The sequence below is a fragment of the Bacillus cereus group sp. Sample62 genome (assembly GCF_036851315.1).
Classification (GTDB): Bacteria; Bacillota; Bacilli; order Bacillales; family Bacillaceae_G; genus Bacillus_A; species Bacillus_A wiedmannii.
Map to the genome: position 1 here is coordinate 3,518,157 of NZ_JAFLPK010000001.1, position 26,145 is coordinate 3,544,301.

Consider the following 26,145-nt stretch of genomic DNA (forward strand, 5'->3'; position numbering starts at 1 on the left):
CCTTCCCATTCTTTGTCAGGTCTTTACACTGTAACATGATTATTTTTATGTGTAAAATAAGAAAAGGCATGATTTCTCATGCCTTTTCCTTGAATGAAAACGAATTTTCATCTTGTAAACTTTGAACAAATCGAAAACATTGCATCACCGATAATAGGACGATAACGATCATAATTATACTAACAACTACGATTGCATATATTGTAATTGGTGCACTATTTATCCCTTGTATTCCTGCTATTTTCATAAAGATAATCGTAAATAATTTCAAAAATAACATCCCATTCACTAATCCAAAAACAAACGCTGCTCCATAAATAAATAATTGCTCCTGACATAATAAACATAGTACGTCATTTCTCTTCCTATTCTCTGCTACATAAGATTTAAGTTCCTCTTTCCTCACTTGCAGAAGAGAAAACGTTATTTTATATGTAGTAAAAATACAAATAAAAATGAATACAATAAACAGCATGTAAAAGCTCATTTGAAATAAAAGTGTAGTCTCTAATTTCCCAATAGCTCCTTCATTAAATTGGAGCGATATCATAAAAAATAAAATCATAGTACTCATAGCAACCCACATGAATTGCTTCATCCTTTTGGCAGCAAATGTTCTTATATTTTTTCTCACTAACTGACATAAAGACATATATTCTTCCCCTACCTTACTTCATACCATACTCATTCTATACTACTAGTGTATAAAAATATGACATTTTAAACATCGCACTACAATCTGAATTTTTTCTAAGTCTTTAGTCCTAGAAAATAAAATGGTAAAAAAATCATATTAAGAATATAATTGTAAAAAGGAGGGGGTTGCATGCGCATAAAATTACTATCAATCTTATTTTTATTATTTCTCACAAGTTGTAGCTCACTTAAAAACAATGCAGATGCCATTGTTGAGCCATACAAATTAACAGAAGAGCAATCTTCTATTTTACAAATGACTCCTTTTCAAGAAGGAGACAGCATATTTTATAACGTTACCCTAAAAAATGAAAAAGATGAAATACATGCTACGATTGATTATTATCAAAATGGTAAAAAAACAAACGTAATTGCGAATATAGCTACCTCCCATTTTCCAAAAAAGAAAGTAAAGCTTTCTTTTTTACCACCTCAATCCCAACTCGATAAAGATGTACAAGTGCAAAAACATTGGTATATTAATATTGAAGGTAGCTCCATGCTCGCTCCTGAAGAAGCACCTCCAATCGTAAATAGCTCTACCTCTACTACTCTTCAATCTGCAATAAACTTAACATACAATCAAAAGACGACTTTAGCGGCTATAATAAAAACGAATAAAGAAACCGTAAGAGTTCCAATGCTTGAGGAAAAAAACGCTATTGACCAACTATTACAAGAAAACGAACATGTTTATCTCTTTAGTATAGAGCTAAAAAAAGAACACTAAAGTGGAAATGCAATTATATTGCATTTCCACTTTAGTGTTTAATGAGGTGTACTTTTGAATAACTTAATTAATCTCATCCTCAACTTCTATTCTTTTCTTCTCTCTTGCAATTTTTAAAAACTCTAAAAGCTCTGGATTGCTATTCATTTTTTTATAAGCTACTGACATTTCTGCAACAAAATTCGAATCACATAACTCTTTATATACGACTTCTGTTTTATACAATTTATTTGCCGATACAGGTATGACCGTAATTCCGATTCCTGCTGCTACAAGTCCCATAACTGTTTGATATTCCGTTGCTTCTTGTACAATGTGTGGACTAAATCCTACGTCGCGGCAAAGTGATAAAATTGTATCGTATAACGCTGGCCATACCGGTCTCGTAATAAATACGAACGGTTCTTCTCTTAAATCTTCAATATGTATTTCATCCTTTTCAGCAAGTGGATGTGCCTTCGGTAAACATAACGTACAAGAAAGCTTTTGAATTGGTTCTAACTCTAGTAATTGCGTTGGAATTGGCGGACGCAAAAAGCCAATATCAATACGGTTATCGTGAAGTGCATGCACCTGATCCGGTGTTGACAGTTCATGTAATGCAACAGACACTCTCGGAAATTTCTTTCTATACTCCCTTACGATAGATGGTAAAATATCATATATCGCCGCACCTACAAAACCAATTGAAAGTGAGCCCACTTCTCCCCTTTGGGCACTTTGTGCAACTTCTACTGCTTTATCAATTTGTTCGAACGCTTTTTTTACTTCTTTTAAAAACATTTCTCCAGCTTCTGTTAATTCAACTTTTCTCTTCGTTCTTGAAAATAACATAACTCCCATTTCTTTTTCTAATTGCTGAATTTGTTGACTAAGCGGTGGTTGTGTCATTTGTAAACGAGCAGCTGCTCGTCCAAAGTGTAACTCCTCTGCCACTACAACAAAATATTGCAAATGCCGTAATTCCATTTTGGACACCCTTTTCACTTTCAATTAATACATCTAATATATTAATAACATATAATTTATATATTAGACAAATTTTTCGAATGAACGTATAGTAGAAATTGTTAATTCTTTTTTACAATTTTTATGTAAAAAAAGAAAGAGGTGGGTACTGTATGAAATGGTGGAAATTAAGCGGACAAATTTTATTATTATTTTGTTTCGCTTGGACAGGTGAATGGATTGCAAAACAGGCACACCTCCCAGTTCCAGGAAGTATAATCGGTATTTTTTTATTGTTAATTTCATTAAAATTTAACCTAGTGAAAAAAGAGTGGATACAGGACGGAGCAGACTTTTTATTAAAAGAACTTATTTTATTTTTCATTCCTTCTGCAGTCGCTGTCATACGCTACAAAGATACACTATCACAATATGGAATCGATCTCATTTTAATTATTATGATTAGTACACTTTGTGTCACTCTCGCTACAGGACTCCTAACAGAATTGCTACTAAAGCGGAAAGGATCAACACAATGATCGGCTTTCTTTGTTTACTATTAACACTATTCACATATTGGATATCGAAGAAAATGTATAAACGCTGGAACTGGAGCTTACTTTCTCCTCTTCTCGTCTGCCCTATTATTTTAATTGCTTTATTACTCGGACTAGACACACCTTATGAAACATATGAAACAGGTGGTCAATGGTTAACAGAATTATTAAAGCCTGCAACAGTCGCTTTTGCATGGCCAATCTATAAATACTTTGATTTACTCAAGAAACACGGAATAGCTATCTTACTTAATGTCATTGTCGGCTCGTTTTTATCAGTTATTACTTCAGCACTACTAGCTAATTATTTTCAAATTGATTCATCGTTAGAACATAGTTTAGCGCCTCATATTGTAACGACACCAATTGCAATGGCCATTTCAGAAATGATCGGTGGTATGTCACAATTAACAGCTGTATTTGTTGTTTTAACTGCGTTAACAGGAGCATTGCTCGGACCTGCTCTCATACGTATATGCCGTATTAAAACAGCGCTCGCAAAAGGCATTATGTTAGGCACTAGCGCAAATGGAACCGGTACATCAAAAGCATTCGAAATCGGACCTGTAGAAGGAACCATTGCAAGTTTATCTATGCTTTTAACAGCAGGAGCTAGTTTAGTTATCGTACCACTTTTCTTATCGTGGATACATTGAAAAAGCAAGTGTTTAAACACTCGCTTTTTTATTTATATATTTATTTAAAATCTCATAATCCTCCGGGAAAGATAGCGTTAATTCCTTCATTTCATCTATCCTCTTCCAAGCAATTTCATGTATTAACTCATCAGGATCTTGGATTTTCATATTACCGCCTATTTTTTTAACGACATAATAATGAACGTATACAGGAACCCCGTATGTAATACTTTCTTTTTCATATATTTTATTTACAACTTCCACATTGTAACCTGTTTCTTCCCAAACTTCTCGAATACAACATTCTTCTAGTGTCTCTCCCTTTTCAAACCCTCCACTTGGAACAGACCACCTTTTTTCTTCACCCTTTTGCCCTTGCAACACCATTAAAACTTCATTTTTTTCATTTATACATACTGCTGCACAACCTATCCATCTTTCCATATACATCCCTCCCCCTACAAAAATTCACCTTCTTTATCATTTTCTCCTTGAAAAAAGAGGAAAAAAGTAAACTAATGACGAAAAATCACATTAACTTCATAGACAATCCCTTCTTAGAAATTAAAAACGGAAGGATGAAAATATGATTTCTAAATATGTTGTGGAATGTGTCTTTTGTGAAGAAAATCGAAAACCACGCCAAGCTATCGTAACAGTTCCCGCCACTACTCAGCTACTAGCCATTGAAAAAGTGCGTGCGGAATGTAAACGTCGTTTTGGAAAAGCTTTATTATTACAAACAGAAATTAAAAAAGAAATAGTTTTTGAACAAAAAGAAAGCCGACCATAATTTGGTCAGCTTTCTTATCCGATCATATTTTCACATGAAGATTAGGGGCATCCTCTTTAAGGATCGGGATTTCCCATTATGTACGTTCCATAATGGTCATCGAACAATATATTTCTATGCAATTAAATATTGAATAGAATAGGGCAAAACTTGTTCGCATTTTTAGAAAAGGGATAGGGATATAATTCAAGTAGTACTTCGAATACTCGAACTTTATACTCATTATATTAAAGCAAATCCTTTTATATGGGAAATATGAATTACTTACATAATTCAGTCGTAAAACATATTAGTTTGCTATATTATTTTTATTCCATCAATAACATACATCCAGCTACAACTGGTGTCATAATCATTGAAAACTTCAAAAGCATACGTGGTGCATAATTTGTAAACTTCGCTCCGATATACGCTCCTAACATCGTCCCAATTAATACTTGTAATAACAATATATAATCTAGATACCCTTCTGAACTATATCCTAGCCCACCTCCAATCGCAATCGGCAATATAACAAGCATTGTTGTTCCTACAGATTGCTGAATCGTTAATCCTAATAGAACCATTAATCCAAGTTGAATAAATGGTGCAGAACCAATCCCGAATGAACCAGCCATCATTCCAGTGACTAATCCAAGACATATACATTTCATTATATTTTCTTTCGAAAAATCTTTAATTTCTGCTAAAAGTAGTTCTTCCCTATTTTGAAACTTAATTAATTTAATAAACATAAAAATTGCAGATAAAAATAACATCCCAGCTGTAAACCAATGAAGAAGATACGGTGGGATAAGTGAACCAAGCTTTGAACCAATATAAGAACCAAGTGCTCCACATCCACCAACAATCCCACCTATAGTAAATACAACATTTCCTTCACGATAATGACTTATAACCCCAGATAATGTCGTAAATGCCATAGCACTTAAAGACGTTGCAAGTGCAACATGAATAGGAATGTGGAATACTAAAGTGAGTATTGCGATAATAAAACCAGCTCCCCCTGCTCCAACAAATCCTAATAAAACTCCCATTACTAACATCGTTATAATAATTGCCACATACTCTCCCTCCAGTAATCCAATTATCCACCATCTTCTTCCTTGCATACAAATAAAAAGCATCCTAGATAGATGCTTTTCATACTTTTCTAAATTGATACTATGTACTTAGTCTTGATTAATCAAAATTACTGCAGGGCCAGCAACTACTACTCCAGCTACCTCTATCTTTTCAAATTCCTTTACTGTAATAGATATAACCCCTTCTCTTTCCATCAATTCTTTACTCAGGACTTCAGTCGGTATAGCTTTCACCGTCTTACCTCCTTTTCATTTATACAATATGATACAGTGAAACTTTAATCAATTGCGATTTGGTCCATTCCTCACTGATTATAATCGGGCTGCTCGTTTATGCAAGATAAAAATAACCCAATGCATCTATATATATGCATCACCTCCGCTTTCATTCCTTATTCCCTTCAAAACCCTTCTCTCCCTTCCATAACGTATTGAAAAATAAAAAAGCACTCGCAATCGCGAATGCTTTTTCATTATTTACTTTCTATTACTTTTAACATTCTATTAATAAATGCTGCCGATTCTCCACGCGTTGCAGAACCTTTTGGCATAAATTCATTATTTTCATTCCCTTTTACAATACCTAATCCATAAACACGTTGTACAGCTTGTTTATCATATGCTAAATCTTGATCTGAGAATGGTAACGGAACTAAGTTACCCTTAATTTTTTTATATTGCAGTGCACGGTCAATCATGATAACGGCTTCATCTCGTTTAATCGTATCATTTGGAGCAAATGTCCCATTTCCTCTACCACTTATTATCCCGGCACTTGCTGCACGATTAATACCATCTATTAGCGATGAATGTGCTGTATTTAAATCATTAAAATTCGATGATCCTTCAGGTAACTGTAATGATCTTGAAATTAAATTCGCAAATTCGCCACGTGTGACAAGACGCTCTGGCCAATAAGAACCTTTCCCATCCCCAATCATAATGCCTCGTTTATCTAATTCACGAATGTCTGATTCGTACCAACCACCTGTTATATCATCTTTATGGTTCGCATCATAATAAACCTTTGTTCCTTGTAAGAATGGTTCCCACGCATTATTTTTAATCATAATAGCCGGACAATTCTTTCCACTCCAGAATTGATGTTTCTTCACATTTTCTAAAGGAAGATGTAATTCTCCCATTAAATAAGCTGTTAATTTACGTGCATTTTCAACAGCTTTATTATAATCACCATCTTCGTTTACAGCAATTTCAATTGCAATGGATTCTCGATTTCCAGTTCCTTCTGCTCCATCTCCTGCATGCCAAGCATTTTCGTTTAATGGAAGATGTTGATAAATCTCTTTATCGTCTACCGTAAAGTGCCATGACGCTGAACGATCTTCCGTACCCGTTGCTTGGTTATATAAATATATTGCATGGTTTTTAGCATTTGCCCCAACACTGTAATTATCTGTCTCATGAATCGTAATATACTTCGGCTTCATCGCATAACCAGGACGGATATTTTCATTTCCTTTCGGTACAATCATTTCTTTTAAAGTTACACCATAAATATCCGTTGTTTTCTCTTCTATTGGTGCAGCATACATAACTGCTGCACGTTTTGTACGTGCTGGTGTTGCCTCTTGAATAAGCGAAGCCTTTGTTCCTTCAAATTTTGCTGAAGGTGAATAAATCCATTTCATCTCATTATTTATTTTTACTTGGAACCATTCTCCCGCCTGTCCCATTACTTGAATGGTTTGTGGTTCTAATACATTTTCTTCTTTGTATGAAGTAAATGGTTCAGAGTAAGTAGAGGTTACTTCATTAATAACCAACTTTTCACTTAATAAAGGGTGGACTTCTTTAACCTCTACATTCCCCTCACTATTTTCTATCCATCCAGTTCCAGATGAAGTCCGAACATAGTAAGCGTTTCCTTTTCTCTTCTCAGCTTTTACGACTTGATTCGAAATGTGAACCCCTGTCTCTTTTCGAAGATTACTGGAATCATATAAAGATACTTCTTTCACTATATGTACAAGAAATTCACCTTGCACTTCATTTTGTACTCCTTTATCTTCTCCTCGACCATCTTCCTCTTTCATATGGTTTTCAATACTTTTTAAAGCTTGTTCATCAGGTGAAATCGCTACAGTTTTTTCCAACTCATTAGCATAGGAATAATTCGGAATCGTTACCACGCTAAATACAATCGATGCAGCTAAAACATTATAAAATCTTTTTTTCATCATAATACTTAACACGTCATAATTAAATTCGTGTTAATTTCCCCCTCCTCAACCAAAATATAGGACATCTAGTAAACTATTAAACTACATAACCATTTACAATATAACAGACTCATTCCGATTCGTATAGATAGGAATGACTACTATTTGCCTGTATTTACTATATTGGAATATAAAAAAGAAGCTATAATATATAGCTTCTCTCTCCGTTTCTTTAATCTCTTTGCACCTTATATTCCACAACTCTACCATCTCTATCAAATTGTAAAACAAGCTGTTCACTATCTATTGGAATATAGCCACGTTCAGTTCCAAGATAGTACGAAGTGATAACACCGTCTTTTCCATTGCTTGTTCCAGTGGGTGCTCCTAATAATTTTGTGATTTCTTCATTTGATTTCCCTATTAATTTATATTTTTGTAATAGATCATCTACCATATGTACCCGTTTCTCTTCAGCATGTAACCACCGATCTTGATTAAAATTTGAAGTGTATGTATTCATACTTAATTGTCCTGTGCACACTAACAATAGAATACAACCTACTATCATTACACCTAGCATTTGCTTCTTTTCTGTATTACGATTTACAGAAGTGCGTAAGACGAATTTTTGAATCACGACTAATAAAACAAATGGCATGACTACTACAAACATACTTTTTACACTTACTGACATATGAACCGCATCAATTACAAAAATAAACGCAAGATACATTAGTATATACAAACAAAAATAAATGTACAAAATACCCCTCAATATAGCACTCAAAAGCCCACCCCTTCTTAATTAATTATATAATTCATCCGGCTAATGATTTCTCGAAGTTTTTCTAACTCTTGATCTGTATATATTACTTTGCCTGTTAAGATCTCATTTTTGAAGAACGTTACAATTTGCTCTCTATCTTTTAATCTCGGCGTTTTTTCTTCAGACAGATCTAGCACTTCTTTCCCACTCTCATTATAAAAATATACAATCGGTTTTACGTTTTCCTTTACAATATCAACTTGTATTTCTTTCAAACAATTGTATAGAATATGAGATAGTTTCTTCGCTCTATATACTGGATTCCCTTCATTTTTCACTTGTATCGTTAATGAATCTTCACCTGTAATGCATTCAAACGTCTCTTCTTTCTCTACTTCTTGTTGATACTTGCCAATTTCATCAATCATAAATGAATATATACTAGCATTTTCTTTCGTTAAGCCATGAATTAATTTCCCTGTCCATTCTTTCGTCTCAAGTAGATACATACCCGTTTTACTTAAGACAAGATGATGAATGCGACAATCATTTCCTCCGTGCTGATTTTTAATAAAAACATTCGGCATAATATAAAATTCAGTGTCTAGTATTATGCCTTGTTCTACAAATCCACGCTTCATATAATGTAATGTTTCGTGTGTATTCACTTCAGCTTCATTTTTCGTATACTCTCGCAAATTTGCAATTAACTTTTGAAACATATGTATTTCGTTACTATGTTTTTCTTGCATTTCACTGCGTTCTTTACTATGTTGCACAGCTAATTGATTTTTCATCATACGCATATTTTCAAGTTCTCTAGCTGCACTTATTTGTAAATCATTATATTTCTTCTGTTCCATACTTTTCAATGTATTTTGTTGTTCTTTATGCTCTGTAACCGTAGCTGCAATTTCATTTTCATACGTTTCAATTGCTTGTTTCTTCTCAAACTCTACTTGCTGACTCTCTGATTCTAGCTGTTTATTTTTATAGAACAGCACGAATGCTACAGCTAATAATAATAAAATCACACCTATTAGCACATAATCCATATTTTTACTCCTTTAGTCCATTTTCATTTATTTTTATAAACATCCATTATATTATACTATGCTTTCAATATACACTTTGTAAAAATTACATATTTTTAATGAAACGAGACTTTAATAAGCCATTTTCCCCATGCCCTACTGATCGTTTCAGGTTGCCCTCAAATAGCAGAGTAAAAGGCATCTCAGGCGAGATACCTTTTACGTGCATTTTATTGTACACCATAATGAATATAACTTGGATCATAGTATATCCAACCATTTCCACCTAAACCAAGCCATCCATCTTGCTTACACCATACTCTATAAGCCTCACCATGATGTAACTGTCTTATAACATTTCCAGTTAATGATGGAGCATCCCGCAGATTCACATTATCACCAGTAATAGTCGCCACATAATGTTTATACTGAATGTAACTTGGATCATAGTATATCCATTCGTTTCCACCTAAAGCAAGCCAACTACCTTGTTCGTTCAAAACTTCATACGATTCTCCTCTATTTAGCTGGCGGATTACACTAGATTGTAAAGATGGCCCACTCCGTAAATTTACATTATCGCCTTTAATTACAGCAACGCCGTAGACTGCAATAGCAGTACTAGGCGGGGAAACATTTCCACCACCATTTGTTCCATTTCCTTGCAAAGCTTCTAATGAAACCGCTGCTGATACGTCACAATTTCCTACTACACCTGAAATTTGACCAGAATCTGTGTATTGCCATGCTGTCCACTCTGTCCATCCACCAGCATCAGCAGGCGGCGTACTAGAGTATTTAGAAATCCAAAGTGGAATATCACTTAACCCGTTAATTCCAAACTCATTAATATACCAAACTCCTGTATATAACATAACATCTTTTCCAGTAGCCTGTTTCACATAATTTATGAAACTTCTTGCCCAATTAGATATAGCAGTACCAGTTAAATTACTATTACTCGAATCTATCGGTGATTCTAAATCTAAAACTGGCATTAAGTCTGTCTGATTGTTTTGTAATATGTTCACAAAATGTTTTGCTTCTGAAATTGCATCATTTAGTTCTGGATGTGCAAAATGATATGCACCGATTAATACATTTGCATTTCGCGCTGCTTGTACATTTTGGACCAAAGTAGGATCAAGATTATTCACACCTTCTGTCGCTTTTGCATACGCCGCTGAAATACCCGATCCCTTCACTGCATTCCAATCAATGTTACCTTCCCAATGAGACACATCGATAAACGTAATATTTGAACTAGATCTATCTTGCATATAAAAGCTCCTATCAATTTTTTTCATTTCGTATACATACAATATGTACAACTTTAATAAAGGGTCACGACGTTTATACTATAGACATTGAGAGCAAACATATTTTATAAACAAAGTAAAAAGGCCTTGTAATTACAAGGCCTTTTGTAAAATCCCTTTATTTTGTAGTAAATACATATTGTAATACAACCCTTGCTCACTCAGTAATTCTTGATGTGTTCCTCTTTCTACTATTTCTCCATCATGCATAACAAAAATTTGATCTGCATCTTGAATTGTAGATAATCTGTGTGCAATTGCTATAGTCGTTCTCCCTTTTCGCATTTGCTGTAATGCTGTTTGGATCGCATCTTCTGTTTCTGTATCAATATTAGCTGTTGCTTCATCTAATACTAATACTTTCGGATTCGTTGCTATCGTTCTAGCAAAAGCAATTAATTGGCGTTGACCACTAGAAAATGCAGCTCCTCTTTCTACTACTTCTGTTTCATACTGCTCTGGTAATTTTTCAATAAACGTATTCGCTTGCACAAATTGTGCCGCTTCTTTTACTTCTTCATCCGTAATTTCTTCATTGTACATACGAATATTTTGTTTTACATTTCCCGCAAATAAAAATGCATCTTGCAATACGAGTCCTATTTTCTTTCTAATTTCTCGTTCTTCAAATTTCTCTAAATCCACACCATCTATTACAATATTTCCGGACTTAATATTATAAAATCGCATTAACAAATTCATAATGGTACTTTTTCCGCTACCAGTGTGCCCAACAAAAGCAACCGTTTGCCCTTGTTTCACGTGAAAAGATACATTTTTTAAAACATCACGTTTTCCATCATACGAAAAAGTAACATTTTTAAATTCAATTTCTCCATTAACAACTTGAGGATTTCCATCCCCTTTTTGAACTGGAGCTAAATCTTTCTCATCCATTAAATGAAATACACGTGATGATGAAACAAGTGCCTGTTGGAAAAATGATAATTTCATCATCATCTCATTTACAGGCTGGAAGAAACGATGTATATAATTAACAAACGCATATAAGACACCTACTTCAACAGGACTCTTCAAAGCATCAATTCCAAATAAACCAAGTACTAACGCAATAGCCACAATATGAACTAAATCAGTTGCTGGACGTAAAAGTAACGCGTCTAATTTTAACGTCCGCCGCCCTGCACTATAATGTTTATTATTTACTTCTTCAAACTCTTTTCTCATACGCTTTTCTTGCCTGAACACTTGAACAATATTCATTCCTTGAATGGACTCATTCAACTTTGCATTTAACACGCTTAATTGATTACGTACTTCTAAATAAAAGGCTGCACTCTTCCGGCGATATAGCACCATAATTGCAAACATTATCGGAATTAATACGAGAGAAAACAGAGCTAGTTTTACATTTAATAAAAACATTGCTACTAAAATACCTATTAAAAAGACTACGTTTTTGACAAATGTGGATAATACACTGACATAAAAATCTTTAATTGCTTCCGTATCATTCGTTATGCGCGATACGAGCGTACCAATCGGCGTACGATCAAAGAAACTTAATGACAGCTTTTGAACATGATCATATACTTCAACACGCATATCTTGAACAATTTTAAAAGCGATATTTTGAAAATACAATAAGTCTAAATAAGTAAATAATACTTTTAATAAGTGAGCAATAAGATACACTACAAATAGAGTAACAAGTGCTGATTGATCAAAGTTACGTGGTACTAAATGTTCATCAAGAAATTGTTTAATTAAAAAAGGACCCATCATTTCAGTTACAGTTGCACCAACTAAAAAGATAAATGCTAAAGATAGCAACCTTTTATATGGCTTCATATAAGAAAGTAATCTACTTAAATCACTTCGCTTCTTCCCGGTCATCATACGCCTCCTTTCTCGACTAATGCTTCTAACTGCTGGCTCTCGTACATTTCTTTATACCAACCGTTTTCTTTCATTAATTGTTCATGTGTACCTCGTTGCACAATTCTGCCTTCATCCACAACAAGTATAAGATTGGCATGTTGAATTGCACTTAAACGATGTGCAGTAATAATCGTTGTTTTTCCTGCTCTTTCCCTCTTTAATGCATTTAAAATCGTTTCTTCTGTTTTTGCATCTACCGCTGATAAACAATCATCTAAAATTAAAATTTCCGCATTCGTTAATAAAGCACGTGCAATAGAGATTCTCTGTTTTTGGCCTCCAGATAACGAAACGCCTCTTTCTCCTACTACCGTTTCATACCCTTCTGAAAATTGGAGGATGTCATTATGAATACAAGCAATCTCTGCAGCGCGGGTTATTTCATTATATGTAGCATCCGCCTTTCCAAAGGCAATATTCTCCCCAATACTCGCTGAAAATAAAAAATGATCTTGCGGCACGTATGAAATGGCAGAGCGGACACCGTAAAGTGTTACATCGCGAATATCCCGCTCCCCAACTTTTAATTCACCATTAAAATGATCATACTCCCGGATTAAACATTTTAATAAAGTCGTTTTCCCTGCTCCTGTACGTCCGACAACTCCTAGTGTTTCACCCTTCTTCAAATCAAAGTGAACATCTATTAGCTGTAACAGTTCATTTTTCTTATATGAAAATGAATCGACCGCAAATGTAACATCACCGCTTGCTACTTTATGTACAGCATCTTCTCTATTTACTACATCTGATGTTTGCGAGAGAATTTTTTCTACACGGTCATACGAAGCACGCCCACGCTCCATAATGTTGAACAACCATCCAAAGGCTAACATTGGCCAAACGAGTGTACCTAAATACGTTGTAAATGTAACGAGATCACCTACAGTTAATTCACCCCTCACAACTAATACTGATCCGTAACACACTGCAATTAAAAAAGAAAATCCAACGATAAGAGAGATTGTCGGATCAAACAACGAATCAATACGTGCGACTAACATATTTTTATGTACAACATCTTCTGATTTTTTTCGAAATGCTTGTAAATCTTCTTTCTCTTGTCCAAGTGATCGAATTACCTTCATCCCACTCATACTCTCTTGCACTTTATCATTGATTTCTGAAAACGATTGCTGCGCTTTATGAAACCTTTTATGTAATAACGTTCCATAATAATTTGTCGAAATCGCTACAACCGGCATTGGAATTAAACTTAACAATGTTAACTTCCAACTAATTGTAAAACCCATCGCTACGAGTACACATCCCCCAACCGCTAATGAGTCAACAAGTGTTAAAACGCCCGATCCAGCAGTTTGTTGAATCGCCTGAATATCATTAGTCGCATGCGCCATCAAATCACCCGTACGACGTGATTGATAGAAAGATGGGCTCATCTTTGTAAAATGTTCATATAAATTCTTTCGTAATTGACGGGCTAGTTTTAACGAAGATCCAAAAATCATAATACGCCATAAATAACGTAATATGTACATAGTAATCCCTACAACTACTAACAGAATAACCCACTTCAACAATTTTTCAGATGTTAATGTTCCATTATTAATTTCATCTACTACAATACCTAGTACTTTCGGAGCTACAAGTTCAAGAAGCGCGACACCAAATAACATTATAATTCCGATTATGTACGCTCGTTTTTCTTGTTTAAAAAACCACGCTAAATTAATAAATACCTTCATTTTTATCCTCCTCTCTTAAAATGAGCGATGTTTTCAGTTTACCAAAAATACTGAATTTTTAAAAGTTTTAAACTACATAACTAACAAAAAGAAAAGACACTCTTAGCGAGTGTCTTTTAGCGCTTATTTCGTTTGTTGCTTATTCATCGCGCTCATCATTTGATTGATTTTCTTTTGGGAAGGTTTTTGTCCCATTTGCATCAAAACCCTTATATATCAAGGTTTGATGACTCTTTTCCGCCACTTTTTCTGTTAAGAAAAATATAGCACATCTTCATTTACCTTGTCTATAAAATTCCAGTATCTTATATAAAAGTGGTTTATCATTCATCTATCCTTTAAATCGTCACTTCATGAGTTAAAACCATTTACTACTTTTGTATAAACTCTTCCATCCAAGATACCGAATAAAAACCATTATCTTCATCGTCTAAAGGAAGCACCTTTTTTATTGCAACGATATCATCTAACATCTCTGAAAATAGTTTTTTGACCTCATCTTCATTTCCTTTCCCTTGATGGAATTTGACCGCTTCTGTTATAAATGTTTTTGAGTTACTCGAAAAACCCTTAAGGTTTGTTTCAACATTTTCAAATTCTTCTGGTAAATATTCCAAGCCAAGTTCAACCTCTTCTATACTTTTCTCCAAGTTCCTCAACTGTTCTTTTAAATCTTTATCTGTTGTTGCTTTCTTACTTAACATTTTCGCAACACCATTCACATCAGAAATTAAAGTATTAACTTGCCAAGGCAATGTTTTAAAAATATTCCTACTGATTTCTTTTTTCGTTTCTTCCGTTTGAGCATCCTTTTGTTCTTTTGCCCTATCCTCTGTTTTCGAATTTTCTTCAAATGCTTTATCTGCCAACGTTTCCTCTTTCTTATTCTCACAACCCATAAGCAATAAGAAAGTTAAAAACATTGTAAAAACAAGCACCAAATTTTTCTTTTTACATTTCATATACTCCACCCCTTGATAAATGTTTATTTTGTTAAATTGATATAATTCATTATTTATTAAGGTTTTGTTTGAAAATTTGTAAATAAAAAGGATGAGCATTCAGCAATTCATCCTTCGTTAAGTAGCATGTCTATTTCCCTGTTCCACTTTAAAAAGTACGTTTATACATCCTTAAATTTGCAAAGTCCTCCCCATACTTTTTACAGAAAACAATTTGAAATTTTTATACACAAAATAAAATAATTAAAACGGCAATTCATCACTAACCGTCTGTGCAAATGGATTTTTCATTTCTCTTTCATGAAGTTGCATTAAATTAGGTGACCACCCATCACTCTCTGGTACGAGCATTCCATTCTTATCAAATAAATTCTTAGCAACTTGTAGTGTGTATTCAGTACCATTTTGTATATTAATCCAATCTTCATAATCATCAAAAGGAAAATCACTCTCACGCTTCCAATAACCAAAAGTAGACATTATCTCAGTAAATTCCTCATAATTCATAAACACTATCCTCATACCAGAATTTAACAGAAATCTCAGATGTGAAAAAGCAGGATGATTTAAAAGTATTAGTTCTTTCATAACCGTACTTTGAGTTTCATTCTTTTCTGACATCACCTTTACAATATTTTGCAAGGTAGACATTGTACTTTTTAAAGCATTTATCATCTCTAACTGTTTTCCATCTTCTTCTTTACTTAATAAGCGTTGAAATAAACCCGACCATTGCTCTTTAAGCACCCTGACAATCTCTTGTGAAGATTCAAAAGAAAATATAGGATTATTTCTCGGTAACTCATATACTTCTTCTAAAAACTCATATACCTTTCGATTGTCAACATGTCGGAATTTTATATGTTCATTATCCTTATTTATTTTATATGTTTCAAATTCTGCTTGTACGTTCTTATCAACAAATATGTATACTTGTTTTCCAACTTCTAATGCTTGTCTCAATTCTTTTTGTGTAACAGAATACCCCGATTCGGATGATTCCGAACCGTATCTTCCGCCAATTATAGATACTAGTACGTCGCATAATTCTATTTCTTTATAACAATACTCTTCTGGTCTTTGATTTTTCCCGTAAGGAATTTCACCTTTTTCAAAAAGGATGGATTCATACCCTAAATCTCTTACACAACGTGCAATATCTTCTCTTACATATTTTAAATCATAGAATGTTGAACTTATAAACACTCTAGGTCTAGCCATCCTTACCCCACTCCTCAATAAAACAATTAGATTTTTATATTCATATATTATCAATTTTTTCCTAAACCATCCATACATTAATACCAATATTTATTTCTTTTGGCTTATTTAGGAGATATTTTTTCCGTTTATCATGTTTGGACGATATACCAAATGATAGTACCTAATTATAACTTGGTACTTATTGAGTGAAAAGGACATCACTGTTATCAAGAGATTTCAAGATTCCTCGATGTGCAGACTTTATATATATTAAAAGGAATTACAAAAACACAAATTCACTTCCACTTCAAAACCGACCTTTCAAATTTACTTGTACTAGATTTTAAGAGTCAACTTAATACAAAATATCAAGAATCAATTAAAACACCTTAAAAACAAAAATAAAGGCATATCATGAGATATGCCACTAATTTCATATTACCAAGGTGAAGATTCATCTGGTAATTCCTCTAATTGTGCTTTAGTATATCGTTTTGGTTTTAGATATACAATTGTTGTACCATCAGTATAAATAGATTCAATTGTAACAAATCCTGTACTATCTAATGTCTTAGTTATCTTTTGCCATTCTGCTGTTGTAGTATAGGTGTTAACTATTTCATCTTCTCCCCAATCCTCATAACCAACTTTTACACGATATCCACTAAAACCATCCCAATTATTTTTCTTCAATTCTGGCAACCATTCTAAATTCCCAGTGTATGTATTGTCATAATACAGTGCTGTAACTTCTGTTGGCTCTGTTCCTGTTGGAAGATTTGCAGGTGGGGAAACGTTTTCTTTATAAACATATACAACATCAATGTTACCTGTAATATATGTTCCCGATGCAGTTGCAGGTGTTGTTTTTAGTGTATATCCATCTATTGTTTTGGCTGACGTTGTATATGTTGAACCTACATTACCAGTTAATGAATCCGATGGTGCAATTTCAGCGGTTGATTCATTAACATGTTTAACTGTTACTGTTCCAGTTGACTCTGGTGGAATGCTTCCACGTTGATAGAAAGTATCATCAATTTGACTCGCCCAATCAGAAGGTTTACTTCCACTAGTTGACCAATAAATATTATTAACGTAGTCAGTTGCAGAACTTCTATTACTTAAACGGCAAGTAATGTTAAGGTATCCTTTTTTTTCGATAGATACACCAATAATGTCATAGTTTCGTTCTCCTAAAACAATTTCACCGTCCCCCTTACCAGCAAGTTCGATAATTCTTCTTGTGCTAGGTGTATCTCTTACAAACACATGAATCTCTGAATCAACTGTAATCATTGATACTGTACTTTGATAATGTTGTGTGTAGTCACTTGTGCGCTGAATGATTGCAGGACATTTTAAAAGATATTTACTTGCTACACCTGCATAATACAAGTTAAAGATAACATCATGTTCTGCTTGTCTCATAATTCCTTTATAAGATTCTGTACGTGGTACAGTTACTTGATTCCAAATCATCCAATACATATTATCGTAATAGATATAATCGCCACGCATCATTACAAAGTCAGTTGAAAGATATTTATCATTAAATTCTGTAGTATCTGTATTTGTAATAATTCCATGTTTCTTCTCACCATTTACATACACTTCTTGACCTGCCAATGACATCATGTCGTTAAAGGCGTTGTATTGTGTCTTAAAAATATTAAACTTATCCATTGTTTACTCTCCTTTCTCATTGGAATAAATTGAAGAAATTGCTAGGTGTAGAATCTTCATTTGGCATTTGACGAATCGTTTTCTCCAGTTGGTCAATTCGTGACTGCAAATACTTAGCAAAATTTTCAATTGTCATGTCGTCTTGCTTGTAATTCTTCATTGCATGTGGTTGGTTAGCAATTGAATTTAAGATTGCCAGTGCAGTTGCATAAATTGCTTTTTTATTGGCTTTTGATGAAGCATTGTAAGTTGCATCACCGTAAATTCCTTCTTCTTCTAAGTACACAAGTAATTCTTCATACGGTAATTCAATACCACCGATTTCCATTTGTAATCTTTCAATATTATCCATATCTATATTCTCCTTTGTAATTGATTTGTTATATATTAAACATTCGTGAGAATTACAAACTAGTTTGTTTATATATTCTTGAATGTGGGTAGGTGTATCCAATGGCTCATTGTTATAGAGCCAGATTCCTTCATATGTAAATATGAATATATGTGTTTTAGCGTTGTGATGTTCCGCAATATAGAATCCATTCAGTTTAATTCCATTAACTTCATATCCCATGTTCTCATCATCTTCAAAATGAACAAGAGTTGTATCATATGAAGTGAAGGACAATTCTTGATACAACATGTCTGAAACATATGGATAAATTGCTTCATATTGTTCTGTTGTCATTAGTGGACGTTGTTTGATTGGGTTTAATGTTGGGTACATTGATTTGATTTTGCGTTCGAGATATAATAGAGATTGATTAGGTAAATTTAGGATAGAATCAAACATCATAGATTCTCCTTTCTAAAAATTTTCAGGGTGTGTGTTGAGAGGTTGGCTAGAGGGACATTTTACGAACATGGGGTAAAGCGTTCGTTCGGATTCACCATCTCTCAATGAAGACAATTCTCCCAAAAGAGTAATTACCGAACAAATAAGTACCCTCATAACGCTCATTATATGGTAGTTTACATAATTAAGGTTATAGGAAGTCCTATCAAACGAACATTTATTGATGATTCAATCAGAATGTTCGTTTTTCATTTCACTCATATTTTCTTCCAAACGCACTCATTCACCAACCCAAAAACGAACAAAAAGGAGTGATACGAACATTAGTTCTCTGAATACTCCTCTCATTTTTTGCTCGTTTATTTTCTGGCTCGGCTCATCCTCGCACACATGCATTACTTAAAAGTGTGTCGCATGAAAGTAATACCTTTACATCATTAAACACTGATATACCAATATCTTCACTAACTCACCACACACAATCACAACACTTACATCTGTCTCTCTTATCCCTCGACTACACCCTCTCGCTTAGTTTCAACGTCTGCTTTTGCATCCTTTGTCTTTGCTTACACTTGCTCATTGACTTGCTTCTGCTCACTCATTCGTTGTTCTCTCTCTAAGATACGCTTCAACTCTAGGTGCTCGTTGCTAACATATGGATTGATTGCGACCAATGACTCGATACTGATTGCACCAACACCATACATCTTAACTAAGTTATCAATGACCTCTGTCTCATTGACTGGTCTTGCATAGTGGAACACCATGTCTAATGTGTCAATAGCATCATCACTGTATGCCTTACCTTGCTTACCTAACAGCCCCACTACCTTGTCGTTACGTTGCTCTAGTCCCTCTCTCAAGTGACGCTCGTTGATGCCACCCTTCATGTCTGCAAGTTGATACAGCATTCTCATACTCATCTCACTAAGATTACTTACATCACTAGCATTTAAAGCAACAGCAGGTACACTTGCAATGTTAATTAGTTGTTGCATTAGTGTATTGAAGATTACCTCAAATGCCTTATGATTGACACCGTTACTTACCATTTTAAAGTCAGCACCATCATCTAAAGTAATTCCACCACCAACGATATGAGGATTCAGCCCCTCTCCTTTTAGTTGTTGCCCAATTACAACAGGGATTGGATTATGATGCTTATAGAAAGAATCGCTAAACTTAGATAGTAAATCCTCCATAGCATCAATGATATTAATGAAGTCGTCTAAATCACTCTTTCCAAATGTTGTGCTTAATTCATTATCTGTTTTATAGTGAATTGGTAAACCGCTAACATTCTTATAAGAACCCACAACACGTAAGTCCTTACCTCCAATAGTTGAATACTTCACTACTTCCTCTTGTGTATAGACAACATAGAAGTCACTCTCTAATGATGTATAGTACTCAACGAATGCAATCATGTCATTCTCATCGTTATAGATAGGGTATCCACATTCAGTAGGGATGACCTTACTACTCACGTTCTTATCATCTTTGATATACACATACTCATATGCGTTACCATACTTAACTAAGTTGTTTAGCAGGTCAAAGTCGATCTTGTCATAATTACCTTTCTTGTACATTCTTTGCATATCTCCAACAATTTTTTCCTCACCAGTAAAAGTTATCGGTTTTTTTAATAGGTAAGTAGTTTCAAGGTTCACAATTAATTTTGCATATTGTAACAAAATTGCTCGTTGTTCATATGGCTTACCATTATAATTTTCTACAACTCTATTTGAGATTGCATGTCTACCATCTAAATATTTTTTCTTCTCAATTGTATCTAAAATTCTTCTCTGGTTTTCAAAATGAGACACCTCATCAGCAAACCAAAATTGATTACCGTTATGTACGGTTTTAATATAATCTTTTAAATCCATTTCTTTCTTCCTTTCCAAAATAAAAAGCACCCTTTAAAAAGGATGCTTTTTTTATTCATTTTACTTTTTATGAAGGTCACCAAACGATAAATTTAAATCTTCTTGAGGAATTTTTGCAAAATCTTTCTTTACTCTTTCTGATGCTTTCATAAAATCCTCTATTTCGAACTGGTTTTTTATTGTTGAAGAAAATTTCTTATTAACAACAAACTCCCAAGTGTCTATTTGATGCCTTGCATTATGAGCGTATGAGGGGCTCTTTAACTCCGCAAGTTTTCTATCATAGATATCTTTTAATGAACCTTGTCCCTCAAGGTTTTCCTTCATTTTTTCTGCTTGAATTATATTCTCACCTAATTCACTAAGCATATTTTTTAAGATTACTGTAACTTGATTTATTAAAGATTCGATTAGAAATCTTTCATCCATTCTTTCTTTAGTAACAAGAAAATTAATTCTATCTTCCAAACCTTCTAACGTACTATTATCTACCAAACCTTGCTGTCCAATCCTATAGCCGATTTGCCCCAAAACATCTTCTAATTTAATATTTTTTACTGCGCATAACTCATTCCAATCTTTTAAAGAATCAATAAATGCATCTGTCCAACTCAACTAAATCATCTCCTTTTAATCAATATAATTCGACAAAAGGATACAAAAACCTTCCTAAACATACCATTTATTTTGTTTAATACCTTGAATTGCTAATGCCATAGCAATGACACAGTCGTCATGTTTGTCATTACCTTTTTTATTTCCTGTCTTTCCATCTGTTTCAACAAAAATTTGCATTTGCTCTAATGTTTCTTGACAATTTATAAGCATCATTTCCAATTCAAATTGCTCTTTTAAATCTGTAATCATAATATTTTTTGTTACTTGTGTAGTTTGGTATCCTAACTGTAATTGTTTTTTACCTAACTGCTGATTGAAAACTTTATGCTTGTACAAATTCATATACTCATATTCTTTTCTTAAACGTTCTAGTATTGGAGTACCAAAAGAGTTTCTTTCTACTGTTAAGAAAGCATAATTATAAAACTTCCCAATGATATCAAGTAACTTAGCAAATTCATAAACAGGAATTTTATTATCATAAAAACTTAGCACCTGTTCACCATCTGCATTTAAAATTGAGATAGTAGAATAGTCACCACCGCTACCACTTGCAGTATCTACACCCCCATAATATCTAACACTTTGTTTTGGTAATTCATAAATCATTAATGATTTTCCAATATACTTCGCAATACTATCTGGAATAACCATCTTTACATTTTTATATAACAATGGTTTTTTTATATATTTCAAGCGTTCGACAATCTTCTGTTGGTCGAAAACGTTTAATCCACTACTGATAAATGACTCCATTGGTGTTGCAGGAAACTCTTGATAGAACTGTTGCAGAGTCATATCAAGTAGTTTCCATCTACGCCACATTAATTGTTTCAGCGTTGCACCTTGATTGTGTAAAAATATTTCTTCTTGCTCTAAATCGTCTTTAGTAAGACGTTTTCCTTTATTATCTAATTTGTACCATGCTTCTGCTTCATCATAATCATCTTTGAATTGTTTTGCGTATGAGGAAGAATAGAAAGGGAAAAAGAATGCTTTATACTTAGAATTTCCCTTATATGCGTTCATGAAGAGTTTTTGATAGGGATTAAAACCGTTTGAAGTTGTTTCAATTACTAATTTTGATGTTTTACTCTTTGCCAATGCTTGTTCTGCTGATAATAAAATTGATTCTTGATTCTCATAGAATGCAAATTCTGATAACAAAATATATTCATATGTAGTACCACGCCCCACATCTTTACCTCCAGCGGTTGCAAGCGTAATAGATGAACCATTATCAAATTTCATTTGTCCTCTGTTGTTTTGTACATCTTTTGGAAACTTAAATTTGTCATGTGGAAGGTCATCATACATCATTTTTAATTTGTCAAATAATGATGTTGATGATTCTTGTTTATAGGAAACTATCATATAATTTGTTCGTGGTCTATTCATTGACATCCATAAACACAAAGCCAATGACATTGTACTAAAACCAATTTGTCTTGCCTTTGCAATTACATTAAAGCGTTCCATTTCCTCAATGAATTGCTTTTGTTGGTCATTAACCACAAATGGTATGTAATCACCTGTGTTTGTGGTGATTTTGACGAAATTTCTAAGCCATAACACAGGGTCATTGTTGATGATTTGTAACTTTTCTTCTTTTGTTAATTTTTTACTCACTATAAACTCAACCCATCATCTTCTTCAATTTCATCGTCAATAAGTTCACGACCTGCTTTGACAATAGTGTTGATTTCCTTATTTAATTTAAGAAAATCTGTGATTGATTTACTTTCACCTTCAAGTGCCTTAACTCTTACAACATCATAGATTTTGTAAATGTCATCAATCATTTTAGATTGTAAGTATAGTGCCACCAAATTTGCATATTCTGGTGTCTTCTCCCAATTCGTAAAACCATTCATAGTTTTTCTACCAACTGAAATAAGAAATTCTTCTTCATTCTTCGGCTGAATAGTTTGATTGAATCGTGTATCTGGAAATTTATAATTAAAATACATTCGATTCTCTTTTGTAACTTTCTGTAATGCTTCTTTAAGTGTCATTTTAAATTACTTCCTTTCAATTATCGTTTATACGATATTTCAAAAGGTTACGTTTAGTGAGTAATATAATATATAATTATGTATCGTTATTTTTTATTTTATATATAATAACTAATCACTAATAATATATATTATATTAGTCACTATCGGTAACCTTTTGAAATGTTGCATCAAAAAAACACGTTCCAATTAAGAACGTGCCTTCAATTACACTTCTTCTTTTTTCTTTCCTGCTACTGTTCTTGTATTAAATTTAACACCATCACTAATATAATTCTCTGCACCTTTACATTTATAAATACTTGCTCCATCTGGTTCTCCATCAATTATATATGTAGCAGGAGTACAATGTATTAAATTATATTTCTTTAAGTTTTCTAATGCGTCATTTCGCTTACCTCTTGTAATTCCTGTTTGTTGTGAGATAGTTGTTAATGCAATTTCAATTGAGCCACCAGATACATCACACTTGTGTTTTAAGAAACTGTATAAGTAAAAAGCATCAGTTCCTAACTTATCATTCGTCATGCACTTAATAAACACTTCAAAATCAACGTTATGTGTATTAGCGATATTGTCATTATCCATGCTTCCAAAAAATGTTCCGTAACCATATTCTCCATCACTATTTTCAAGTGCAAATACTGGCTCTTTAACAATTTGTCTGTTGTTTGTTATAGAAATCTTTTCATCTGATACTGTATAAAACTCAATAACATCCTCATTAAATTGAAAACGTGCAGGTGCATCTTTATATGGTATTGTTCGTGTTAATCCTAAATCATCAAGTACACCATCTTTATTTATAATGTAATTGATTCTCTTCTCTGTTTTAGAGAATCCTATTAATTCTTTTAATGACCCAACCTTTGAGTTTTCTGTACTCATACTTCCATACTTTGCATTTCTGTATAACCAAGTGTATAAATATATGAAAGCATACGCTACATCAATATGTGTTGTAGTTCGCTTTCCTTTCTTTGTTAATCGCTCATCTTTTAATAATACTTCAAATATATTATTCGGAAGAAATATTTTCCCAAATCTATCATCTTGTTTGTAGTACTCAATTCTTGATTTAAATTCCTTTTCAGTTAACATTTTAGATTACCCCTTTGTTTTATCTTCGATTATCATTTGTTATATGTTACTTTTTACTATCTTTATATTCAGCCAATGCTTTTTCTAATTCATCCGTACATTGAAACAGGTAAAACTCAACGCCTACTTTTGTATATGCTTTTGTAATAAATTCAATATTTTTTTCATATCTTAAAAATTTTGCAACTTGCTTGTTATAGCAAAAAAATAAATCCTTTGCAGTAATGTTTTTCATTTAACATCCAACCCTTCTTTTAAATTAACTTTGTAAATAATTCCTTTTTAATTCTAACTTTTCACCATTGACTCTATATTCAGCCAATGCAATATTTAATTCTTCTGTTCTTTCAAACAACCAAAATTGTTTATTCGATGTCATATGTCTTGCAGTACAAATATATCTAATATATTTTTCATATCTTAAAAACTCTTGTAGGTTTGTACTGTAACAGAAGAAATATTTATTCATATCCATATGTATCTTCCTTTTTAATTTAAACAGTCATATTTAATTCATTTGTTTTCGTAAGAGCATATGAAAATGGTTTGTAATAGTCATTAACAAATTGATTGTCGTATTTGCTACCACTTTTCAAATCATATTTATCACGAGTAAATTCTTTTCTAATTTCAAATTGTTTATTTGGAAGGATAATATCCAACTCTAGCAATTTACCAATACCTTCTAAATTCATTTCTGTTTCCAAGAAACCGCTATCATTTAAAAATATTTTTTTAGAAGAATCATATCTTCTTTTGACCTCTACAAAATCTTTTAAAGAATGTCTTTCTTGAAGGCGAATCATTTCTTCCATGCCCATCTTTTCTAGCCATTCACATTGCACTTTTTTAAATCTTTTATCGTAGTATCCTAAGTAACTAGAATCAATTGCCATGAGCATTAACATACCATCTTCTGTTGAAGGCAATGGAATATCATATAATGCGTATAATAGTAATGCTGTACTCATTGCATATTTGTCTGTGTAATTATCTCTTGAAACTCTTTCAATTATGTTTGGATTTGCACTCATTATGTTTGGTTTACTTGTATTGGAGAGTATTGTTACGTGGTTGTCGTATGTCATGCCTTTTACAAGGGCAATATCAACACCGACTGCTTTACGTTTGTCTTTTTTATTTGTAGAGTAAAGATTGTTGAAATCATAGAAGTGTTCCACCTCCCAATCTTTAACTTGTTTGATGATTGTTGCACCAACTAAACTATCAATATCATCACTCATGCATACTGTATAATCTGCTTCCTCAAATACCCATTGAGGAAATTTGTTTTTAAAATCTTGCTTCATAAATTAGCGAAAGTGTAACTTTCACTCTTAAAAACTTTTGCACTAATTTATGTTTTTAATGTTTGATAAAATCCAAGTTTCATCTTTTTATTTATTTATTAACCTTTATAAATGTTATTTGTTATTCCTTTGTTTCCCCTTTTACTCACGTGCTGATTGAGTAAAAGAGTTAAGTTTTTACTACTTCCACATATTTCAC

General features: G+C 33.1%; 26 protein-coding genes and 2 pseudogenes. 4 read left to right on the forward strand and 24 right to left on the reverse strand.

The window, feature by feature from the left end:
- Positions 1-76 precede the first annotated feature (76 nt).
- On the reverse strand, positions 77-652 hold the full coding sequence (locus J0835_RS17825) for an ABC transporter permease (protein ID WP_087981536.1): 576 nt from the start codon (positions 650-652) through the stop codon (positions 77-79).
- A gap of 174 nt (positions 653-826) precedes the next feature.
- Here J0835_RS17825 and J0835_RS17830 point away from each other — a divergent pair, with 174 nt between their 5' ends.
- Positions 827-1,426, forward strand: coding sequence for a histidine kinase (locus tag J0835_RS17830; RefSeq protein ID WP_087981537.1), 600 nt, complete (start codon positions 827-829; stop codon positions 1,424-1,426).
- A 63-nt stretch (positions 1,427-1,489) separates the two neighbouring features.
- On the opposite strand, the gene alsR is transcribed toward J0835_RS17830, so the two are convergent.
- Positions 1,490-2,395, reverse strand: a complete 906-nt coding sequence (gene alsR, locus J0835_RS17835) for an acetoin biosynthesis transcriptional regulator AlsR (RefSeq protein ID WP_087981538.1) — start codon at positions 2,393-2,395, stop codon at positions 1,490-1,492.
- A 152-nt stretch (positions 2,396-2,547) separates the two neighbouring features.
- On the opposite strand from alsR, the gene J0835_RS17840 reads away from it, so the two are divergent.
- Positions 2,548-2,913 carry a CidA/LrgA family holin-like protein gene (locus tag J0835_RS17840; RefSeq protein WP_000872362.1) on the forward strand — a complete coding sequence of 122 codons (366 nt, stop codon included), beginning with the start codon at positions 2,548-2,550 and terminating at the stop codon, positions 2,911-2,913.
- The gene (locus J0835_RS17845) at positions 2,910-3,587 is read left to right on the forward strand and encodes an LrgB family protein (RefSeq protein WP_087981539.1); all 678 of its coding nucleotides are present in this window, start codon (positions 2,910-2,912) and stop codon (positions 3,585-3,587) included. The genes J0835_RS17840 and J0835_RS17845 overlap by 4 nt, the downstream gene beginning before the upstream one ends.
- A gap of 12 nt (positions 3,588-3,599) precedes the next feature.
- Here J0835_RS17845 and J0835_RS17850 read toward each other — a convergent pair whose 3' ends face one another.
- Positions 3,600-4,013: an NUDIX hydrolase gene (locus J0835_RS17850; RefSeq protein WP_087981540.1), complete on the reverse strand. Its 414-nt coding sequence runs from the start codon at positions 4,011-4,013 to the stop codon at positions 3,600-3,602.
- A 142-nt stretch (positions 4,014-4,155) separates the two neighbouring features.
- On the opposite strand from J0835_RS17850, the gene J0835_RS17855 reads away from it, so the two are divergent.
- Positions 4,156-4,362: a DUF3903 domain-containing protein gene (locus J0835_RS17855; RefSeq protein ID WP_087981541.1), complete on the forward strand. Its 207-nt coding sequence runs from the start codon at positions 4,156-4,158 to the stop codon at positions 4,360-4,362.
- 308 nt (positions 4,363-4,670) lie between these two features.
- On the opposite strand, the gene J0835_RS17860 is transcribed toward J0835_RS17855, so the two are convergent.
- From J0835_RS17860 to J0835_RS17960, 21 genes and pseudogenes are all read right to left on the reverse strand, one after another.
- Positions 4,671-5,474 (reverse strand): sulfite exporter TauE/SafE family protein, encoded by an 804-nt coding sequence (locus J0835_RS17860; RefSeq protein WP_140386860.1) that lies wholly within the window; start codon positions 5,472-5,474, stop codon positions 4,671-4,673.
- Between the two features lie 60 nt (positions 5,475-5,534).
- A complete protein-coding gene (locus J0835_RS17865) occupies positions 5,535-5,681 on the reverse strand; it encodes a BC1881 family protein (RefSeq protein ID WP_087981543.1) in 147 nt (48 codons plus the stop codon).
- A 239-nt stretch (positions 5,682-5,920) separates the two neighbouring features.
- Complete coding sequence (locus tag J0835_RS17870; RefSeq protein ID WP_087981576.1) at positions 5,921-7,648, reverse strand: S-layer homology domain-containing protein; 1,728 nt, start codon at positions 7,646-7,648, stop codon at positions 5,921-5,923.
- Positions 7,649-7,862: 214 nt separating this feature from the next.
- Positions 7,863-8,366: a hypothetical protein gene (locus J0835_RS17875; RefSeq protein WP_242250094.1), complete on the reverse strand. Its 504-nt coding sequence runs from the start codon at positions 8,364-8,366 to the stop codon at positions 7,863-7,865.
- Positions 8,367-8,434: 68 nt separating this feature from the next.
- A complete protein-coding gene (locus tag J0835_RS17880; RefSeq protein ID WP_087981545.1) occupies positions 8,435-9,454 on the reverse strand; it encodes a nuclease-related domain-containing protein in 1,020 nt (339 codons plus the stop codon).
- 209 nt (positions 9,455-9,663) lie between these two features.
- A complete protein-coding gene (locus J0835_RS17885; protein WP_333728154.1) occupies positions 9,664-10,713 on the reverse strand; it encodes a GH25 family lysozyme in 1,050 nt (349 codons plus the stop codon).
- Between the two features lie 132 nt (positions 10,714-10,845).
- Entirely contained in the window at positions 10,846-12,609 is a 1,764-nt protein-coding gene (locus tag J0835_RS17890) for an ABC transporter ATP-binding protein (protein ID WP_048562542.1), read from the reverse strand.
- Positions 12,609-14,360, reverse strand: coding sequence for an ABC transporter ATP-binding protein (locus J0835_RS17895; RefSeq protein ID WP_087981547.1), 1,752 nt, complete (start codon positions 14,358-14,360; stop codon positions 12,609-12,611). The genes J0835_RS17890 and J0835_RS17895 overlap by 1 nt, the downstream gene beginning before the upstream one ends.
- Positions 14,361-14,483: 123 nt before the next feature.
- Positions 14,484-14,567, reverse strand: a pseudogene (locus J0835_RS29235) (YneF family protein); the annotation flags it as partial.
- Between the two features lie 164 nt (positions 14,568-14,731).
- Entirely contained in the window at positions 14,732-15,322 is a 591-nt protein-coding gene (locus J0835_RS17905) for a hypothetical protein (protein ID WP_000649832.1), read from the reverse strand.
- A 243-nt stretch (positions 15,323-15,565) separates the two neighbouring features.
- Entirely contained in the window at positions 15,566-16,543 is a 978-nt protein-coding gene (locus J0835_RS17910; RefSeq protein WP_000113729.1) for a DUF4062 domain-containing protein, read from the reverse strand.
- A 420-nt stretch (positions 16,544-16,963) separates the two neighbouring features.
- Positions 16,964-18,211, reverse strand: coding sequence for a MucBP domain-containing protein (locus J0835_RS17915; protein WP_000357178.1), 1,248 nt, complete (start codon positions 18,209-18,211; stop codon positions 16,964-16,966).
- A gap of 16 nt (positions 18,212-18,227) precedes the next feature.
- Complete coding sequence (locus J0835_RS17920; RefSeq protein ID WP_000460407.1) at positions 18,228-19,004, reverse strand: hypothetical protein; 777 nt, start codon at positions 19,002-19,004, stop codon at positions 18,228-18,230.
- Between the two features lie 509 nt (positions 19,005-19,513).
- A pseudogene (locus J0835_RS17925) lies at positions 19,514-20,902 on the reverse strand (phage portal protein).
- A 60-nt stretch (positions 20,903-20,962) separates the two neighbouring features.
- On the reverse strand, positions 20,963-21,517 hold the full coding sequence (locus tag J0835_RS17930) for a hypothetical protein (protein WP_000119145.1): 555 nt from the start codon (positions 21,515-21,517) through the stop codon (positions 20,963-20,965).
- A gap of 54 nt (positions 21,518-21,571) precedes the next feature.
- Positions 21,572-23,149, reverse strand: coding sequence for a terminase large subunit domain-containing protein (locus J0835_RS17935; RefSeq protein WP_000038765.1), 1,578 nt, complete (start codon positions 23,147-23,149; stop codon positions 21,572-21,574).
- Positions 23,149-23,535, reverse strand: coding sequence for a hypothetical protein (locus J0835_RS17940; protein WP_000172733.1), 387 nt, complete (start codon positions 23,533-23,535; stop codon positions 23,149-23,151). The genes J0835_RS17935 and J0835_RS17940 overlap by 1 nt, the downstream gene beginning before the upstream one ends.
- 207 nt (positions 23,536-23,742) lie before the next feature.
- Positions 23,743-24,636: a hypothetical protein gene (locus tag J0835_RS17945; RefSeq protein ID WP_000954670.1), complete on the reverse strand. Its 894-nt coding sequence runs from the start codon at positions 24,634-24,636 to the stop codon at positions 23,743-23,745.
- Positions 24,637-24,682: 46 nt separating this feature from the next.
- Positions 24,683-24,871: a hypothetical protein gene (locus tag J0835_RS17950; protein ID WP_000790396.1), complete on the reverse strand. Its 189-nt coding sequence runs from the start codon at positions 24,869-24,871 to the stop codon at positions 24,683-24,685.
- 24 nt (positions 24,872-24,895) lie between these two features.
- A complete protein-coding gene (locus J0835_RS17955; protein ID WP_000367452.1) occupies positions 24,896-25,111 on the reverse strand; it encodes a hypothetical protein in 216 nt (71 codons plus the stop codon).
- Positions 25,112-25,130: 19 nt separating this feature from the next.
- Positions 25,131-25,880: a hypothetical protein gene (locus tag J0835_RS17960; RefSeq protein ID WP_140379015.1), complete on the reverse strand. Its 750-nt coding sequence runs from the start codon at positions 25,878-25,880 to the stop codon at positions 25,131-25,133.
- Positions 25,881-26,145: the final 265 nt, after the last annotated feature.